The organism is Aquirufa sp. ROCK-SH2 (assembly GCF_054558315.1).
In genome coordinates this window covers 192,327-210,550 of sequence record NZ_JBPXKB010000003.1, presented here as the reverse complement: position 1 = coordinate 210,550, position 18,224 = coordinate 192,327, and the positions used below count along the sequence as shown (strand labels likewise).

Genomic DNA, 18,224 nt, shown 5'->3' with positions numbered 1-18,224 from the left:
TTTTTGCATGAAAAGCTACATAGCTAATCATAAATGCTCCTGCTATCCTTCAAAAAAAATTCGATGATGAAATAAACATCAAAAGCCTAACTGCATCACTCTTTCAAATATCATTGGCAAACAAAGTCCAATAATCATCCCTGAAACAACTAAAACTAAACTTTTATGTTTAATTTTTAAAACATTTACAACAATGGAGGAAACAAGTAATATGAAAGATAGAGCTACAATTTGCCCAATTTCAAGACCAACATTAAAAGAAAATAACGCTTTAAATATAGACTGTTCTTGACCCAATAAACTTTGCAAATAATTAGAAAAACCTAATCCATGAATGAGTCCAAAAAATGTGATACTCACATATTTGAACAAAGACAATTTCTCTTTAGAAGGAGCTACTTTTTCAAAAGAGAAATTCGCCAGAGCTGACAAAAGAATGGTACAAGGGATCAAAAATTCAATCCAGTTTTGGGATAAATTCACCAATTTAAAAGTTGCCAAAGCCAAGGTGATGGAATGACCTAAGGTAAATGCAGTTACTAGATAAAAAGTATGTTTTAAATTGGCAAAGGTATAAACACAAACAAATGATAAAATAAATAATAAATGGTCCACGGCCATTATATTTAAAATATGCTGCAATCCAAGTAAAAAATAAGTATATAATTCTTGCATATAGTGATATATTTTTCAGTAAAAATATAGAAATTTATTAAAATTATACAAAATACTCATTAAGCTATTTCAATATGCAATTTGATTACATCATTGTGGGCGCTGGTACTGCGGGTTGTGTTTTAGCCAATCGCTTAAGTGAAAATCCTCAAAATCAAATACTAATCATAGAAGCGGGGATGGATAATAGAGATCCAAGGATTGAAATGCCTTCTGCTTATTCAACCTTAAATCATTCTTACTTAAATTGGAATTTTTATACCGAACCACAAAAGCATGTCAATCATAGAAGGCTGTATCAGCCTAGAGGTAAGGCAATTGGAGGAAGCGGAATGATCAATTGCATGGCTTATATCCGAGGGAATAAAGAAGATTATAATCATTGGGCAAAAATGGGTTGCGATGGGTGGGATTATGAAAATATGTTACCCTATTTCATTAAATCAGAAAACAATCAAACTTGGAATAACAAATACCATGGCCAAAATGGTCCCATGACAATTTCTCATTCTCAAAATGAAAGCCTATTTGGGAATGCCTTTTTAGCGGCTTGTGTAGAAAATGGAATACCTCTTAATGAAGATTTCAATGGCGAAAAACAAAATGGTGCAGGTTTTTTCCAATTCAATATAGAAAATGGCGTCCGTTGTTCTACGGCCAAAGCATTTATTCAACCCATTTTAAACCGTAAAAATTTACATATTTTAACCCAATTTCATGTATCAAAAATAAATTTCAATAACAACCAAGCTATTGGTATTGATGGGTTTAAACATGGTAGCAAGGTGGTTCAATCTTTTGAATGTGAAAAAGAAATCATTCTGAGCGCAGGAGCATTTCAAAGTCCACAATTATTACTACTATCAGGTATTGGTGATAAAAATTATTTGAAAGGGCTTTCAATCGATTCTCGAATAGATTTACCAGGTGTTGGACAAAACTTATCAGATCATGTATTTGTCAATATGAATACAGAGGCTTCTACGAAAGGGTTATCCTATAATACGGTCATAAATGCACCTAATTTCATTGAATATCTATTCAAAAAATCAGGAATATTAGCTTCTAGTCCATTGGAAGGATGCGCATTTTTAGATACTTTAAACCATTCTGATGAACCTGATATTCAATTCCATTTCTCGTCCGCGTGGGCACAAGACATACATCATTTTAACAAACGACCTTTGAGTGATGGCTACACCATCTTGCCTACCTTACTAAAACCAAAAAGTAGAGGCTCAGTCGGATTGAAAAGTTCAAATTATTTCGATTCACCAATAATTGATCCGCAATATTTATCTGATGCAAAAGACGAAGATTTAGCTACCTTAATTCGTGGGGTAAGAAAAGCACAAGAGGTATTAAATGCACATGCATTTGATCCTTATCGAAAAAGGAAAAATTATCCTTCCAAAGAATTAGTATCAGATGATGAAATTGCGGAACACATCAGAGAATCATTGGAATGTGTTTATCACCCAGTAGGTACTTGCCAAATGGGAATAGGTAAAGATGCAGTCACAGACCCCAAAACCTTAAAAGTTTATGGAACGGAGGGCTTACGCGTGGCGGACGCTTCCATCATGCCCGATTTAACCTCAGGCAATATCAATGCGACAGTAGTTGCTATTGCGGAGAAACTAGCGGATGAGGTGAGAGGTAAAAGGTAAGAGGTAAGAGGTAAGAGGTAAGAGGTAAGAGGTAAAAGGTAAGAGGTAAGAGGTAAGAGGTAAGAGGTAAGAGGTAGAGGTAAGAGGTGGCTGAGGTTCTCGAAGCCACGATGTTTCTCTCTTCTCTTTTCTCTCCTCCAATACGAGTATATTCAACAACAATTTGTATTTAATAAGAAAAATCAAAAACTATGAAAAAAATCATTTCAACATTCATCATTTGTTTAACCTCCTTTTTAGCTATGGCTCAAGAAAAATCAGCTGCATCCTTGAAAGAAGCAGATTTAAATCGATTTAAAATCATGATTGCCCAAGACCAAGCTGGTCTAGAGAAAGTATTACACAATGATTTGGTGTATATCCATTCATCAGGAACAAAGGATAATAAAGCAAGTTATATTCAATCCATTGTTTCGAAGAAAACGATTTATCACAAAATAGATGTGGTAGAAATTTCTCAAAGAATTTATGGAAATATTGGAATTAATAATGGCGTAGCGCATATTACCAACTTAAAAGATGGAGTTGAGCTGCCAGTTAATAAATTAACATTTACAGACGTCTTTATTTTCGAAAATGGCCGTTGGCAAATGATTTCTTGGCAATCGACAAAGTTGCCTAATTAAGAAGAGAGAAGAGAGGAAAGAGAAGAGAGGAAAGAGAAGAGAGGAAAGAGAAGAGAGGAAAGAGAAGAGAGGAAAGAGAAAAATCTTAATGATTCTTAATGACTTAATGTTTAAAAGAAAAGAGAAAAGACCGTGACCTTGGTGTTATCAACACAAAGATCACGGTCTTTTTTAATCAAAAATTTCTTTCTCCAGCTTCTCTTTTACCTAACATGACAGCTCCTACCATTGCTACGAAAAACAAGATAGAGACTAATTCAAAAGGCAATAAATATTCCGAATATAAGACTTTTCCTAAGTTCTCCACCATTCCATTTTGAGAGGAATAGGTTTGTACATTGGGTGAAGGAATATTTGTATTACGATAAACAGCGATTAAAATAACCAATAAACTACCAGCCACTACTGATCCTGCCAATTTAGTCAAAGGTGTCTTTGATTCAGGTTTGTTTTTTCGCAAATCAAACATCATGATTACAAATAAAAATAATACCATGATGGCTCCTGCGTATACAATGATATTCACTGCCATTAAAAATTGTGCATTCAATAAAACATAATGCCCAGAAATACAGAAAAACGTGAAGACAAGATAAAGTACACTATGTATAGGATTTTTAGCCAAAACCACCATCAATGCACTTAATAAAGTCAATCCTGAAAGAAAATACCAAATATTAGAAATTTCCATGTTATTATTATTTCCAACCCTCGCGTAAATAGCGCTGATCCATTTTTTCAACTAATTTATCTTTTCCGTAAATAACTTCATCTCTACTGTTAAATACGGGAACCATTTTATCGTGACGTAAATAAATGGCTTGTTTTGGACAAGCTTCTTCACATAATCCACAAAAAATACAACGAAGCATATTAATTTCATATACTTTGGCATATTTCTCTTCTCGATACAATTTCTCTTCTCCTGGTTTTCTTTCCTCAGCTACCATAGAAATTGCCTCCGCTGGACAAGCTACTGCACAAAGTCCACAAGCAGTACAACGCTCCGCTCCTTCCTCATCCTTTTTAAGGATATGGTGCCCACGATAAATTGGCCCCAAATATCTTTGTTGCTCAGGATAACGAATCGTTACAGGTTTTGAAAAAAAGTGTTTTAAAGTCGTAGCCATACCTCCTACAATTGCAGGAAGATACATACGCTCTGCCAAGGTCATTTCACCTTGTTCTAATACTTTTGTTTTATTGCTTAATTTCATCATTAGGCTATTTTTTTCTTAACTAACAATTGATCATATACAACCAATCCAACAATCAACAACACAACGCCGGCAATACCCGTTAAAATCGGTTGATCTAATAAAATACCCAAGCCTGTTACCACTACATTGAAAATGGAAATTGGAATTAATCCGGTCCATCCCAAACCCATCAACTGATCATAACGGAAACGAGGTAAAGTCCAGCGAACCCACATAAATAAAAATACGAATCCCAATGCCTTGCCTATCAATGCTCCAGCACCTAACAAAGTCGCTACCGTTGAACCAAATTGATCCGTGATAAACCCAACTCCTGGATAATCGTACCCACCAAAAAACAATGTAGCCATTACAGCACCAGAAATAAACATATTGATGTATTCAGCAAACAAATAAAATCCCAATTTCATGGAAGAATATTCCGTATGGTAACCACCAATTAATTCCGTTTCACATTCGGGTAAATCGAAAGGGGTTCTATTACATTCTGCGAAAGCACAAATCAAGAACACAATAAATCCAATAGGTTGATACAAGATATTCCAATGCCCTGCTTGTTGTGCTTCTACGATGGCCTTGGTTGATAATGAACCTGTAAACATCAAAATTGCGATAATAGATAATCCCATCGCTAATTCATAAGAAATGTTTTGAGAAGCAGCACGAATAGCACCCAACAAAGCAAACTTATTATTAGATGCCCAACCCCCAATTAAGATACCATATACGCCTAAGGATACAATTCCAAAAACCCATAAAATACCAATATTTACATCTATACCTTGTAAATCAAACGTTACTCCGGCAATGGTAACTGTGTCCCCAAAAGGAATAACTGCTGATGTCATCAAAGCCGTAAACATGGAAATACAAGGGCCTAAAATAAACAACCATTTGTTCGATTTAGCAGGAATAAAATCCTCTTTCATGAACATTTTGACAGCATCTGCCAAAGGCTGTAAAATTCCGAAAGGGCCCGCACGATCAGGACCAATTCTATCTTGCATAAAAGCAGCAATTTTTCTTTCAAAATAGGTTGAATAAGCAGCCACACCTAAAGTAATAGCAAAGACAATACCTACAAAAATGGCCTTTGCTGTAAAAAGAGCATTGAATATGTCCATTATTTTTTCTCGTTTAATAAGTTAGCTGAATTCGTTAAAAAACTACGATCACGATCATCATCAATCAATTTATAATCACGTGCAGCTTGTTTTATAGGGAAAGCCGGTTTAATTAAATTCGCGCCATATTTGTTGGCAGAAATAACGGAATGTCGAGCAACCTTCGTCGGTCCCTCTATCGTCCAATCAGATGTTTTTTTCTTATCGAAGCGACAAGTATTACAAATAAAATCAGTTACCTCACCCCATTCATTTTTTCTACCTGTTACACGAATAACCTCTTCACCTTTGTACCAAAGCGTCACTTTTCCGGAACATTTCTCACATTCACAATGCGCATCAAACGGTTTTGAGAACCAAACTCTACTTTTAAAACGATAAGTTTTATCAGTTAAAGCTCCTACTGGACAAACATCTATCACGTTTCCTGAAAAATCATTGTCAATTGCTTTTTCAATATAGGTACTGATTTCAGCATGATCTCCACGGTGCATTACACCATGAACACGTCCGTCTGTGATTTGATCAGCTGTGTAAACACAACGATAACATAATACACAGCGATTCATATTCAATTGAATATTCGGGCCTAAATCAGTTGGTTCAAAGGTATTTCTTTCTTCTACTGTACGTGTAGATGAAACTCCATGCTCAAATGAGAAATCTTGTAAATGGCATTCTCCCGCTTGATCACAAACAGGGCAATCCAAAGGGTGATTCAACAATAAAAACTCAACAATCCCTTTTCTTGTTTCCAAGACTTGTTCGCTTACCGTATTTTCTACTACCATTCCATCTTGAACGGCCGTAATACAAGCAGGCACTAATTTAGGCATTGGTCGAGGATCTTTTTCAGAGCCTTGAGTTACTTTTACTAAACAGGCACGACATTTTCCTCCAGAACCTTTTAAAGGTTCATAGTAACACATCGCAGGAGGTGCTATTTCAGGACCAATTTGTCGCGCTGCCTGCATGATAGTGGTGCCAGGTTCCACATCAAGTGTGATATTGTCAATCGTTACTTTCATTTTCTTTATTTTAAGAAATCAAAATCAATTAAAAGAAGCATTTAAGCTACTCCATCTATCAATAAAAGCCATTGGAAAATAGTTCAATGCTCTTCTTTTCATTTCCTCTTTAACTTGTTGTAAACTTTCAAAATCTTTATTTAACCAATATATTATAAGTTGACTCATTTGATTTTCATCTAAATAATCAGCTAACATTTTATTTAACCCTTTATTAAAATCACTAACTCCACCGCACTTTTTGAACCCTAAAACAGGTAATCCCATAAAAGCTGCTTCAATCATCACCAAAGGAAATGGATCCTCTCTGGATGATAAGAAAAACAAATCCGACGACATATAAAAGGACGATGGATCTTCAACAACTGGAATAAAATGAACTTGACTTTCCAAATTCAGCTCTTTTCGTTTTGTTAAAAGCTCATTCCCAAATTCATTTTCTTGAAAACCAAGCCAAATAAAATGCACATTCGGAATATTTTTTAAAACTAAACTCGCAACATTTAAAAACAAATCAGTTCCTTTTCTCCATTCACTTAATCCACAGCTCAAAATAACTTTGGCATCTTCAGGAATCAATAATTGACGTCTCAAGTCAGATACACTATTCCCTATTTTCGATTCAGGAACATAAGTAACTGGTGGAAGTAAATAAATTCGTTCTTTGGGAATATCAAATTTTTCTTCCAACATAGAACAAACTTCTTCTGAAACTCCAATAACTCTATCTACTTTTTCTTTCAAAAAAGATCTTTCCTTCGGACTTGAATACATTTCCATGGAATAATTTAATTCATGGATATATATACCTAGTTTGATCTTCAATTCAGTTAATTTTTGCATTAAACTTATACTTGCAATGGTATTCCCAAGTATAAAATCAAATTGATGAAATGACAAAATCTTCAACAATTTGAAAATCCCAAACTTTCCAGGCTCTGCGACTTTATTATTTTTCTCTCTTTTGAAAAAAAATTTTCGATTTAAAAGTGAATGATATTCTATTTTAGGTTTCTTCCAAACCCAAACTTTCGATACTTTTTTATACTCTTCTAGTAAAACTCCTCCTTCCTCTAGCAATAAAAAATTTTCTATACCATTTCTTTTGTTTTCTCTCAACCAATGCAATAATACAAGTTGGGCTCCAGCCCTATTTGCATCATGTCCTAGGAAAAGAATTTTACTCGCCATTCTACAAAGTCCAACTAGCACCAGGGCGCATAAACACAGCTCCTTCTTTTGTTGCCTCCTCAGGATGCTCAATATGCCACTCAAATTCATCTCTAAAATGACGAATAGCAGCTGCCACTGGCCATGAAGCGGCATCACCTAATGGACAAATGGTATTTCCTTCAATTTTCTTAGCAACATCTACCAATAAATCGATATCCTCTTTTCTACCTTGTCCATGCTCTATGCGCTTCAATACTTTATCCATCCAGCCTGTTCCTTCTCTACAAGGTGAACATTGTCCACAAGATTCATGATGATAAAAACGAGCAAATGTTAAAGTATTATGAACTATACAAGCCGTTTCATCCATTACCACAAATCCTCCAGAACCTAACATAGTTCCTGTAGCAAACCCACCATCAGAAAGCGATTCATAAGTCATCAAACGCTTTTCTCCGGCTGCAGTTGTTAATATTAATTCAGCTGGCAAAATAGGAACAGAAGAACCTCCGGCAACTACTGCCTTCAACTTATGTCCATCACGAATTCCTCCACACCATTCATCCGAATAGATAAAATCTTCTACTGTAATTCCCAAAGGAATCTCGTAAACACCTGGTTTACGTATATGACCTGAAGCTGAAATCAATTTAGTTCCCGTACTTCTGCCTACCCCTATGGCCGCATAAGCATCTCCTCCATTATTCACAATCCATGAAGTTGCAGAGATCGACTCGACATTATTTACAACGGTTGGACATTGCCATAAACCTTTTACTGCTGGAAAGGGAGGTTTGTTACGAGGGTTTCCTCTTTTTCCTTCCAATGATTCCAACAAAGCTGTTTCTTCTCCACAAATATAGGCTCCACCACCTGGCTGAACGAACAGATCCAAATCGTAACCTGAACCCAATATATTTTTACCTAAATACCCTTTATCATAAGCCTCTTGAATGGCTTTTTCTAAGATTTGAATGACATACATCAATTCCCCTCTCACATAGATATAAGAAGTATTGGCACCTAAAGCAAAACTGGAAACAATCATACCTTCAATCAAAGTATGTGGCGATTTCCACATCAAATAATGATCTTTGAAGGTACCAGGCTCAGATTCATCTGCATTACAAACCAAATAACGAGGGACACCCTCAGGTTTAGCTAAAAATGACCATTTCATACCTACAGGAAATCCTGCGCCTCCTCTTCCTCTCAATCCCGACTTTTTTACCTCTTCGGTTACTTCGTCCGGAGTCATTTTTTTCAAGGCCTTTTCTACCGCTTTATATCCACCATTTTTGATAAAAACATCTATGGTTTCAATTCCTGGTACGTCAATATGTTCGGTTAATATTTTCATCCTCGCTTATTTTCCAAGTTCATCAATAATTTGATCAACTTTTTCCTTCGTTAAATTCATGTAATATTTTTCTCTGATTTGAAACACAGGGCCCCATCCACAAGCAGCCAAACACTCGACTTCTTTGATCGTAAATTTACCATCTTTGGTTGTTTCACCAGTTTCAATTCCTAGGCGCTTCTTTAAGTGGTCGTAAACTTCTACCCCACCCATCAAACAACATGGACCTGTTCTGCAATATTCGATCACATGATCACCTACGGGTTCCAAATGAAACATGGTGTAAAAAGTGGCTACTTCATAAACCTCAATTGGTGAGATTGACAATAAAGAAGCTACATAATCCATCACTTCAGGACTGCACCATTTAAACTCAGCTTGTGCTAAATGAAGAATAGGCAATAATGCCGATTTCTGTTTTCCTTCTGGATAACGTGCAATAATTCTTTTAACCAATTCCAACGTTTCAGCTGGGAATACTATGTTATTCTTAACTTCCATGTAAGTCTTTAATATTATGTATCTAACTCGCCTGCTATCACGTTCATTGATGACATCGTCACAATAGCATCGGATAGATTGGAACCTTTAATCATTTCAGGGAATGCCTGGTAATAAATAAATCCAGGACGTCTAAATTTCAAACGGTAAGGAGTTCTTCCTCCATCTGAAACTAAGTAAAAACCTAACTCGCCATTTCCACCTTCTACAGAGTGATAAACTTCGCCTACTGGAGCATCAATTTCTCCCATCACAATTTTAAAATGGTAAATTAAGGCTTCCATGTTTTGGTAAACATCTTTTTTATCTGGCAAATAATAATGAGGTGCATCAGCATGATAAGCTCCCTCTGGCAAATTCTCCAAAGCTTGCTTAATGATTCTCATACTTTGCCACATCTCCTCCTCACGTACTAAGAAACGATCATACGTATCTCCTTTTGTTCCTACAGGCACATCAAATTCAAAATCTTCATAAGAAGAATAAGGATTCAAAGCACGAACATCATAATCAACTCCAGTTGCTCTTAAATTGGGACCCGTAAATCCGTAATTCAAGGCTCTTTCAGCAGAAATAGCTCCCACATTTTGAGTACGATCCATAAAAATCCTGTTACGCATCACAAGACCTTCAAATTCTTTCAAAGCTTTGGGTAAACCTTCTAATAAAATGTTGATTTTTTCAATAGCCACTGGAGTGAAATCTCTTTCCATGCCACCAAATCGACCCATATTTGTCGTCAAACGAGCACCGCACAATTCTTCGTATATTTCGTAAATATGCTCTCTCCATTGATAAACGTACAAAAAGCCCGTTAAAGCTCCTGTGTCTACCGCAAGAACTGAATTACAAACAATATGGTCGGCCAAACGAGCTAATTCCATCATGATCACACGCATGTACTGCGCGCGCTTCGGAACTTCAATGCCCAATAGTTTTTCAACCGTCATGTGCCATCCCATATTATTGATTGGGGATGAACAATAGTTCATACGATCCGTTAAGGTCGTTATTTGATAAAAAGGTCTTCTTTCAGCAATTTTTTCAAAGGCACGGTGAATGTAACCTACTGTTTGTTCAGCATCTACAATCGTTTCTCCATCCATGGTCAGAATATTCTGGAAAATTCCATGGGTAGCAGGGTGCGTGGGACCTAAATTCAACGTGGACAAATCATTCACATAAGGACCTCCTTTTTGCGATTTATCTAATCCGACGTTAGGGTTTGTTACTAAGGCTACTTCAGACATATTAGCTATTTTCAAGTAGTTTATCTACCAAATAATTCATCAATTTTATCATGACGCGTGGCGTCTTCCAAAGGATATTCTTTACGCATTGGATGATAATCCATATCATCTACGTTCAAAATTCTTGTCAAATTAGGATGACCTTCAAAAATAATTCCATAAAAATCAAAGGCCTCTCTTTCCATCCAATTAGCTGTCGCATAGAGCCCAGTAATCGTTGGGAAATTGGGATTTTCTATCGGCGCATAGGCCTTTATCCACAATCGAACATTATTTTCTAAACTATGCAAATGATAGATAACTCCCAATTCTTGACCTTTCGCATCGGGAAAATGTATCCCAGCCAAATCTGTCAAAAATTGAAATTTCAATACCGGATGTTGATATAAAAAATGCAACATAGGAACAATTAAATCCACTGAAGTAGTTAATTGTAAGGTTCCATGTGATTCTCCTAATCCATAAATCGAATCTTCCCCAAACTGAGTTTGAAGTGCATCGATGATTTGTTGATTATTCACTTTTTCCATGCTTCTATTACTTATTCTATCCCGTATGATGCCAACAAAGCTTTGTATTCAGGCTCATTTCTACGGCGTATTGATTCTGTTTTTGCCAATTCTTGAATTTGCATAAAACCATCTAAAATTTGCTCGGGTCTTGGCGGACAACCTGGTACATAAACATCAACAGGAATAATGCGATCAATACCTTGTAAAACTGAATAAGTATCAAAAATACCTCCTGAACAAGCACATGCTCCTACCGAAATCACCCATCTTGGTTCAGCCATTTGTAAATAAACTTGTTTTACAACGGGAGCCATTTTTTTAGCGATTGTACCCATCACCATCAAAACATCTGCTTGACGAGCCGAAAAACTTAATCGCTCAGCTCCAAAACGACCAATGTCATAATGAGATGCCATCGTCGACATAAATTCAATACCACAGCATGAAGTTGCAAAGGGCAAAGGCCAAAGCGAGTTAGCTCTTGCCATTCCCACCAATGAATCTAAGCTAGTAGCAAAGAATCCTTGTCCTTCTATCCCTGCGGGAGCTTCCACAATATTGACAGTTGAATTGCTCATATTTTATTTTTTCTGAAGTATATAGATAAAAAAAAGTGGAAGAGATTACTTCTCCCACTTTAATATTCCTTTTTTGATTACGTAAATAAATCCTACCAATAATAAACCCATAAACACAAGCATATCCCAAAAACCAGTCCAAGACAATGCCTTAAAATTTACGGCCCAAGGGTACATAAACACAATTTCAATATCAAATAGCACAAACAAAATGGCTACTAAAAAATATTTAATTGAAATAGGTGTTCTTGCGTCACCAACAGATTCAATTCCGCACTCAAAAGAATCGTCTTTCTTTTCAGAGTGTCGCTTTGGTCCCAATGCGTGAGTCACGACCATGGTCAAAACGATGAATGCTAAAGCTGCTGCTATTTGCACAAAAATGGGTAAGAAATCTTGAGGCTGGTAATTCATATTATTAGGCATGAAAAATTAAGCCGCAATTTACTCACTAAAATCTAAATTTGAAGCGTTTTTCTTAAAAATACTTTGTTTTTCCTGGGACTGCCACTGGATACAATCCATTCTCATCTGGATTCAATGGCATTTCCGCATCCCAAGCAAAGTTTTTAGGCGCTATGCTTAGTCCAGAATTAATCGCTTTATCCCATTCAATCACTTGTCCAGAATATGTAGCCATTCGCCCTAAAATAGACGTCATGGTCGAATATGCCCCATTTTCTGCATCTGCAAACTTATAATTTCCTGCAGCTACTTCAGCCCACAATTCATCATGCTCTGTTTGATATGGATTATTTTCTAGGGTCTTTTTATCATAGCCAAATTTCACATTGCCCTTGTAATCAGAAATTTTTGCTGCATCAAATTCTACCTTTCCTTTGGTTCCCACTAATAACTCATCCACTTTGGTCCAAGTTCCTGGAATGTGACGACATTGACTGTTCAAAATAGTACCATCTGCATACTCAAATTCAACAATATGGTGATCAAAAATCTCTCCATAATTTTTCCCTTTCCTCACTTCTCTACCACCTGTTCCTCTGGCTTTTACTGGATATCCATTTTTAGCCCAGTTAATTACATCAATATTATGAATATGTTGCTCTGTAATATGGTCTCCGCAAATCCAATTGAAATAATACCAGTTTCTTAATTGGTATTCCATTTCTGTTTGTCCTGCCGTTCTTGGTTTTACCCAAACCCCATCATTATTCCACCAACATGAAGCTGAAACGATATCACCAATTTGGCCATCTTGAACTCGCTTCATCAATTCTCTGTATGAATTTTGATAATGACGCTGTAAACCTACTACGACATTTAACTTCTTTTGCTTAGCAATTTTTGCTGCAGCCAATACACGTTGAATTCCAGCCGGATCAGTTGCAACAGGCTTCTCCATAAAAATTTGCTTACCCTGATTTACTGCCTCCTCAAAATGATAAGGTCTAAATCCTGGAGGAGTAGTCAAAATAACAACATCAGCCAATTCCATAGCTTTTTTGTATGCATCAAAACCCACAAATTTATGATCTTCAGGTACATTTACCTTTTGACTAACTGGTGTAGCTTTCAATGATTTATCCTTTTCTCTGGAATTCATAATGCTTTTGTAGCAACCATCCAATCGGTCTCTAAAAACATCTGCCATCGCAACCAATTGAATATTTTCTTTGGTTGAAAGTGCTTGAACGATAGCCCCTGTACCTCTACCTCCACATCCAATTAATGCTACTTTAATCGTATCATTCACATTACTTTGCGAAAAGCTTACGTTGGATAACCAAGGAGCCAAGGTTAAGCCTCCCGTAATTAATCCTGATTTTTTAACAAATTCTCTTCTTGAATTTTTCATAATTATATTAAAAAGGTTTAAAATTATTCATCTAAATATTTGGCAAAAAATGCCCTAACTTCTGTTTCAGAAGGCTGTTTGGAAGGCCTGACAATTCGAAATCCCACAAAAGGAGCATCCGCATTCCACCATTTACTCTTAGGTATTTGAGGATCTCTTCGATTCCATATTGGATCAGCAGGGATACGATATGCCCACGTTAAATCTTTTTTCTCTGAATGAAAATTACCTCCTTTAACCACTGCATCAGCATATTTATCAATAAATACCGCCTCATTAGGTTTTAAATTGCTTCGCTTTTCTTGATAATGATCAAGCACCCATTCCGATACATTTCCCAACATATCGTAGATACCCAAAGCATTAGGCTTTTTCAAAGCAACTTTCGCATATTTCTTGCCAGAATTCTCCGCATACCATGCCACTTCCTCCAAATTTGTCATTGATGCATTTTTAGCACCTAACTGAAAAGCATACTCCCATTCTGCCTCTGTTGGCAATCGATAAAATACGTTCGTTTTGGCATATAACCATTTGCAATACATCAATGCAGCAAACTGTTGCATGGAATTGGCAGGAAATCCACCTACCTTTCCCATTCCTAAGGTAAAATCGATGTATGGTGGACTAGGTCGTGTGACAGCATCAGGCCCTTCCACAGGTGGTTTAGGGGCAGGATCTCTCTCCTCCTCAAAAAACAATTGATACTCGTCATAAGTCACTTCTGTTTTTCCAATCCAAAATCCTTCAATGGCTTGACGATTCATTTCTCCTGCTGGAATGGCAACCATATCGAATTTAACGTCCGTTTTGGGTATTTCCTGTGTATATGAGCTCAATTTTTGCGCCAACAAGGAAGTCGCAAAAAGCATAAAACTGATCAAAAAAAAGATTTTTTTTATTTTACAATTCATTGTTTATAAAATTCATAGTTAAAAATAATTTCCAATTTACCTGATTTGTTTTGCCAAACCAAAATTTTCACATCTTTAAAATAACTTATTATTTCTTTTAAATTTTCTATTTCTAAAATGGTGGCAGCCGTAGCTAACCAATCTGAAAGAGCACCGTTTTGGGTAATTACTGTAGCCGATCGAGCGTGTGTCAATGCCCACCCAGTAGTAGGATTCAGCACATGCGAATATTCTTTTCCATTCACCTCCACAAATTGGTAGGTTTTACCAGAAGTTGCTAAAGAGGTATTTTTCACTTTCAAATAATCTGTAGCCAATTCTTTACTCTGAGGCAATTCCAATCCCACTTTCCAATCGTCTCCTTTTTCATTGACTTGCGTACAAACAATTTTGCCACCAGCATCGACCAAAACATATGTTAAACCTTTTTGAACTAAAAAATCCAAGACTTTTTGCGCAACAAAACCTTTCCCGATCGAACCAAAATCCAATTGACACATAGCATTTGTCAAATAAATAGCAGTGCTATCTTTTGAAAACACGACGCATTCACCCGAAATGGCTTTACTAATGGTTTGTAAAAGCAATGAATCAGGTAAAATTTTGGTTGAACGAGTCCTCCGCCATTCTTTGACCATTTGTCCAGCAAAAACATTAAGTGCACCATGGGTTATTTTTTTAGCGCGTATAGACTCCAAAAGAATTTCTTTAAATTCTGGTTGAATGAAAAAAAAAACACCTTTTCCAGCTAATCGATTCACTTGACTAACATCTGAATTTGCCCGATAATCACTTAATTGATTTTCCAAATCCTCAGCGCGTTCAAAAGCCTTTTTAATGATTTGACTTAATCCAGTACTATCTTGGGTGGATACAATAATCCGAAATGGCGACCCCATTTTACCTGTTTCGAAGGTATATTTCTGGGATTGAGCCTGCACCGTATAAAAATGCAAAAGAAGAATGCCAAATAGAATTGTATAATTTTTCAACATATTCGAAATATTACATTTTTTTTTCGTAATTTTGTCCGGCAAATAAGGGTATGATTCCCTGACATCAACATTGATCCTATTACCCATTCAAATTATTTGCCATGCTAGATTCCAACAAATTCCTTTTTGAAGCTCTGACATACGATGATGTATTGTTACTTCCAGCCTATTCTGAGGTTTTACCAAGAGAAGTAAGTACTAAATCACGACTCACAAAAAACATTACATTGAATATCCCAATTGTATCAGCAGCGATGGATACAGTTACAGAAGCTGACTTGGCAATTGCTTTGGCACAAGAAGGTGCTATCGGAATCATTCATAAAAACATGAGCATCGAGCAACAAGCTGCTCAAGTGAGAAAAGTGAAACGTTCAGAGTCAGGCATGATCATTGACCCTGTTACTTTGTTGGATCATCAAACTTTAGGCGATGCACAAAGAATCATGCGTGAGTTTAAAATTGGAGGCATTCCTGTTATAGATGGCGAGGGAAAGTTAGTTGGCATTTTAACCAATAGAGATCTTCGTTTCCAAAAACAAACGACTCGTCCAGTTGCGGAGATAATGACTAAATCCAACTTGATTACTGCCAAAGAAGGAATCAGCATGGAAGAAGCAGAAAGTATCTTGCAGGAACATAAAATTGAAAAACTTCCTATTATTGATAAAAACGGGAAATTAATTGGATTAATTACCTACAAAGATATTTTAAAAAGAAAAAGTCACCCAAATGCTTCTAAAGATCCATTAGGACGCTTACGCGTTGGGGCGGCGGTTGGAGTTACTCCAGATTTATTAGACCGAGTAGCTGCTTTGGTAAAAGTAGGTGTAGATGTGGTAAGTATTGATACTGCCCATGGACACTCGAAAGGAGTAATCGATGCATTAAAATCAGTCAAAAAATCTTTCCCGAATTTAGATGTGATTGTTGGTAACATCGCCACAGGTGAAGCAGCAAAGGCATTGGCTGAAGCGGGTGCAGATGCGGTTAAAGTCGGTGTTGGACCAGGTAGTATTTGTACTACCCGAATCATTGCAGGTGTTGGTATGCCACAATTGACCGCTGTTTACGAAGCTGCCAAAGCTTTGGAAGGTTATGATGTACCAGTTATTGCCGATGGTGGAATTCGTTTTTCAGGCGATATTGCTAAAGCCATTGCTGGTGGAGCTAGTACAGTGATGATTGGTTCTTTATTAGCTGGAACGGATGAGGCACCTGGTGAAATGATTATTTTAGAAGGAAGAAAATTCAAATCTTACCGCGGTATGGGTTCATTAGAAGCCATGGAAGATGGTTCCAAAGACCGTTATTTCCAAGATGCGGAAGATGATATCAAAAAATTAGTCCCAGAAGGAATCGTAGGTCGTGTACCATTCAAAGGATCTGTTACCGAAATCATTTATCAAATGGTGGGTGGTTTAAAAGCTGGTATGGGCTATTGCGGTGCTGCTAGCATTGAGATGATGCAACAAGCCAAATTTGTAAAAATAACTTCCGCTGGTGTAAAAGAAAGTCACCCTCACGATGTAAGTATTTCTAAAGAAGCTCCGAATTATAGCGTTAAATAAGTTGTTAGTGTTTAGTTATTAGTTATTAGTGTTTAGTTAAGAGGCATAAAATTTTTAATACTAATAACTAAATACTAATAACTAAACACTATTAACTAATACCTAATACCTAAAAAGAATGCACCGTATCAACAAAGCACTGAACTTTATCAGGATCAATATCAGGATAAACTCCATGGCCAAGATTGGCAATGTATCTTTGTTTACCAAATTGCTCTAGCATTTTAATGGTCTCTCTTTTAACTGTAGCAAAATCGCCATAAAGGGTGCAAGGATCTAAATTTCCTTGCAAGGTTTTATGAGGTCCCACTAAATTTCTCGACTCCTTAATGTCCATGTTCCAATCCAAACCAATGGTCGCGCAATTTAATTGAGCCATTTCTTCTCTGGCAAAAAACGCTCCTTTGGCGAATAAAGTAACAGGAACTTCCAAAATCGCATCACAAATTTGCTTTAAATAGGGAGTGGAAAATTCACTGTATTGTTGAGGCGATAAAATACCTGCCCAAGAATCAAATATCTGCACAAGATTGGCACCAGCAGCAATTTGTGCTTTCAAATAAGAAATCGTTGAATCTGTTATTTTTTGCAATAATTGATGAGCCAATTGAGGTTCGGCATATAACATTTTCTTTGCTTGCGAAAATGTCTTGGAACCCTTCCCTTCTACCATATAACAATAAATAGTAAAAGGTGCTCCAGCAAAACCAATCAAAGGCACTCGACCTGCTAATTCCTTTTTAACAATTTTAATCGCATCCAAGACATATTTTAAATCCTCCTCTGGATTAGCATCTTTTAATGCATCTAAATCTTTGAGCGAACGAATAACCTTAGGAAATACAGGACCTTTTTGCTCTTCCATCAAATAAGGCAAACCCATTGCCTCAGGAACAACTAAAATATCAGAAAAAATAATGGCAGCATCTACTCCAAAACGATCCACAGGTTGTAAAGTAACTTCAGCAGCTAATTCCGGATTAGTTGCCAAACCAATAAATGACCCTGCTTTTGCTCGCACTTCCCGATATTCAGGCAAAATACGACCTGCTTGTCGCATCACCCAAACGGGAACTTGATCCACTTCTAATCCTTTCGCTGCACGAAGCAATCGATCATTTTTTAGTACTTCCATATTTTTTTCAAAGTACAAAAATACCAAAGAAAGCTGAAGCAAACAAAAATTCTATTTCTCCATCTTGCATAAATAT

General features: G+C 36.6%; 19 protein-coding genes. 3 read left to right on the top strand and 16 right to left on the bottom strand.

What is annotated here, in order from left to right; translation table 11 throughout:
• Positions 1–78: 78 nt before the first annotated feature.
• A complete protein-coding gene (locus tag V7S79_RS08070) occupies positions 79–675 on the bottom strand; it encodes a HupE/UreJ family protein (RefSeq protein WP_459490068.1) in 597 nt (198 codons plus the stop codon).
• Positions 676–749: 74 nt separating this feature from the next.
• Here V7S79_RS08070 and V7S79_RS08065 point away from each other — a divergent pair, with 74 nt between their 5' ends.
• The gene (locus V7S79_RS08065) at positions 750–2,345 is read left to right on the top strand and encodes a GMC family oxidoreductase (protein ID WP_459490067.1); all 1,596 of its coding nucleotides are present in this window, start codon (positions 750–752) and stop codon (positions 2,343–2,345) included.
• Positions 2,346–2,536: 191 nt separating this feature from the next.
• Complete coding sequence (locus V7S79_RS08060) at positions 2,537–2,971, top strand: nuclear transport factor 2 family protein (protein WP_459490066.1); 435 nt, start codon at positions 2,537–2,539, stop codon at positions 2,969–2,971.
• A gap of 175 nt (positions 2,972–3,146) precedes the next feature.
• Here the strand turns inward: V7S79_RS08060 and V7S79_RS08055 are convergent, their stop codons facing one another.
• From V7S79_RS08055 to V7S79_RS07990, 14 genes are all read right to left on the bottom strand, one after another.
• Positions 3,147–3,662, bottom strand: a complete 516-nt coding sequence (locus tag V7S79_RS08055; RefSeq protein ID WP_459490065.1) for an NADH-quinone oxidoreductase subunit J family protein — start codon at positions 3,660–3,662, stop codon at positions 3,147–3,149.
• Between the two features lie 7 nt (positions 3,663–3,669).
• A complete protein-coding gene (locus V7S79_RS08050) occupies positions 3,670–4,188 on the bottom strand; it encodes a NuoI/complex I 23 kDa subunit family protein (protein ID WP_459490412.1) in 519 nt (172 codons plus the stop codon).
• A gap of 2 nt (positions 4,189–4,190) precedes the next feature.
• A complete protein-coding gene (gene nuoH, locus V7S79_RS08045) occupies positions 4,191–5,315 on the bottom strand; it encodes an NADH-quinone oxidoreductase subunit NuoH (RefSeq protein WP_459490064.1) in 1,125 nt (374 codons plus the stop codon).
• The gene (locus V7S79_RS08040; RefSeq protein WP_459490063.1) at positions 5,315–6,343 is read right to left on the bottom strand and encodes an NADH-quinone oxidoreductase subunit G; all 1,029 of its coding nucleotides are present in this window, start codon (positions 6,341–6,343) and stop codon (positions 5,315–5,317) included. Before V7S79_RS08040 ends, nuoH begins: the two co-directional genes overlap by 1 nt.
• 24 nt (positions 6,344–6,367) lie before the next feature.
• On the bottom strand, positions 6,368–7,534 hold the full coding sequence (locus tag V7S79_RS08035; RefSeq protein ID WP_459490062.1) for a glycosyltransferase family 4 protein: 1,167 nt from the start codon (positions 7,532–7,534) through the stop codon (positions 6,368–6,370).
• A 1-nt stretch (position 7,535) separates the two neighbouring features.
• Complete coding sequence (gene nuoF / locus V7S79_RS08030; protein ID WP_459490061.1) at positions 7,536–8,876, bottom strand: NADH-quinone oxidoreductase subunit NuoF; 1,341 nt, start codon at positions 8,874–8,876, stop codon at positions 7,536–7,538.
• 6 nt (positions 8,877–8,882) lie between these two features.
• Positions 8,883–9,377, bottom strand: a complete 495-nt coding sequence (locus V7S79_RS08025; protein WP_459490060.1) for an NADH-quinone oxidoreductase subunit NuoE family protein — start codon at positions 9,375–9,377, stop codon at positions 8,883–8,885.
• 14 nt (positions 9,378–9,391) lie between these two features.
• Positions 9,392–10,627 carry an NADH dehydrogenase (quinone) subunit D gene (nuoD, locus tag V7S79_RS08020; protein WP_459490059.1) on the bottom strand — a complete coding sequence of 412 codons (1,236 nt, stop codon included), beginning with the start codon at positions 10,625–10,627 and terminating at the stop codon, positions 9,392–9,394.
• A gap of 20 nt (positions 10,628–10,647) precedes the next feature.
• Positions 10,648–11,157, bottom strand: coding sequence for an NADH-quinone oxidoreductase subunit C (locus tag V7S79_RS08015; protein WP_459490058.1), 510 nt, complete (start codon positions 11,155–11,157; stop codon positions 10,648–10,650).
• An 11-nt stretch (positions 11,158–11,168) separates the two neighbouring features.
• The gene (locus V7S79_RS08010) at positions 11,169–11,717 is read right to left on the bottom strand and encodes an NADH-quinone oxidoreductase subunit B (RefSeq protein ID WP_459490057.1); all 549 of its coding nucleotides are present in this window, start codon (positions 11,715–11,717) and stop codon (positions 11,169–11,171) included.
• Positions 11,718–11,762: 45 nt separating this feature from the next.
• The gene (locus V7S79_RS08005) at positions 11,763–12,131 is read right to left on the bottom strand and encodes an NADH-quinone oxidoreductase subunit A (protein WP_459490056.1); all 369 of its coding nucleotides are present in this window, start codon (positions 12,129–12,131) and stop codon (positions 11,763–11,765) included.
• A 64-nt stretch (positions 12,132–12,195) separates the two neighbouring features.
• Positions 12,196–13,533: a Gfo/Idh/MocA family protein gene (locus tag V7S79_RS08000; RefSeq protein WP_459490055.1), complete on the bottom strand. Its 1,338-nt coding sequence runs from the start codon at positions 13,531–13,533 to the stop codon at positions 12,196–12,198.
• A 23-nt stretch (positions 13,534–13,556) separates the two neighbouring features.
• Entirely contained in the window at positions 13,557–14,447 is an 891-nt protein-coding gene (locus V7S79_RS07995) for a formylglycine-generating enzyme family protein (RefSeq protein ID WP_459490054.1), read from the bottom strand.
• Positions 14,444–15,442: an FAD:protein FMN transferase gene (locus V7S79_RS07990; protein WP_459490053.1), complete on the bottom strand. Its 999-nt coding sequence runs from the start codon at positions 15,440–15,442 to the stop codon at positions 14,444–14,446. The genes V7S79_RS07995 and V7S79_RS07990 overlap by 4 nt, the downstream gene beginning before the upstream one ends.
• Positions 15,443–15,543: 101 nt before the next feature.
• Between V7S79_RS07990 and guaB the strand changes: the two genes are divergently transcribed.
• Positions 15,544–17,013 (top strand): IMP dehydrogenase, encoded by a 1,470-nt coding sequence (gene guaB, locus V7S79_RS07985; protein ID WP_459490052.1) that lies wholly within the window; start codon positions 15,544–15,546, stop codon positions 17,011–17,013.
• A 109-nt stretch (positions 17,014–17,122) separates the two neighbouring features.
• Here guaB and hemE read toward each other — a convergent pair whose 3' ends face one another.
• On the bottom strand, positions 17,123–18,148 hold the full coding sequence (gene hemE / locus V7S79_RS07980; protein ID WP_459490051.1) for a uroporphyrinogen decarboxylase: 1,026 nt from the start codon (positions 18,146–18,148) through the stop codon (positions 17,123–17,125).
• Positions 18,149–18,224 lie beyond the last annotated feature (76 nt).